General features: G+C 68.0%; 1 protein-coding gene. It reads left to right on the top strand.

Annotation, left to right across the window (positions count from 1 at the left end; translation table 11 throughout):
• Positions 1–272, top strand: a 272-nt coding sequence (locus AC0IW9_RS30880; RefSeq protein ID WP_471652118.1) for a LysR family transcriptional regulator, incomplete at both ends; no start/stop codon positions are given.

The following is a 272-nucleotide window of genomic DNA, read 5'->3' as shown; positions in this document are numbered from 1 at the left end:
GCTTTACCGCCGCCGCGCTGCGGTTGGGGTGCAGCAAGGGGCAGCTGTCCAAGCGTATTGGCTTGCTGGAGCAGGGCTTGGGCATCAGCTTGCTGCACCGCACCACACGGCGATTGTCGCTGACCGCTGCGGGCGCAGCCTTGTTGCCGGAAGCGCAGGCGTTGGTGGCGCAAGCGACGCGGGCGCGGCAGACCCTGGCGCGCTTGCAGGAAGAGGCGAGCGGCGTGGTGCGCATTACAGCGCCGGTGTCGCTGGGCGATACCTTTTTCGAC

Source organism: Belnapia sp. AC561 (assembly GCF_979252845.1).
Note: the sequence above shows the minus strand (reverse complement) of the source record. Positions and strands in the feature narration are given on the sequence as shown.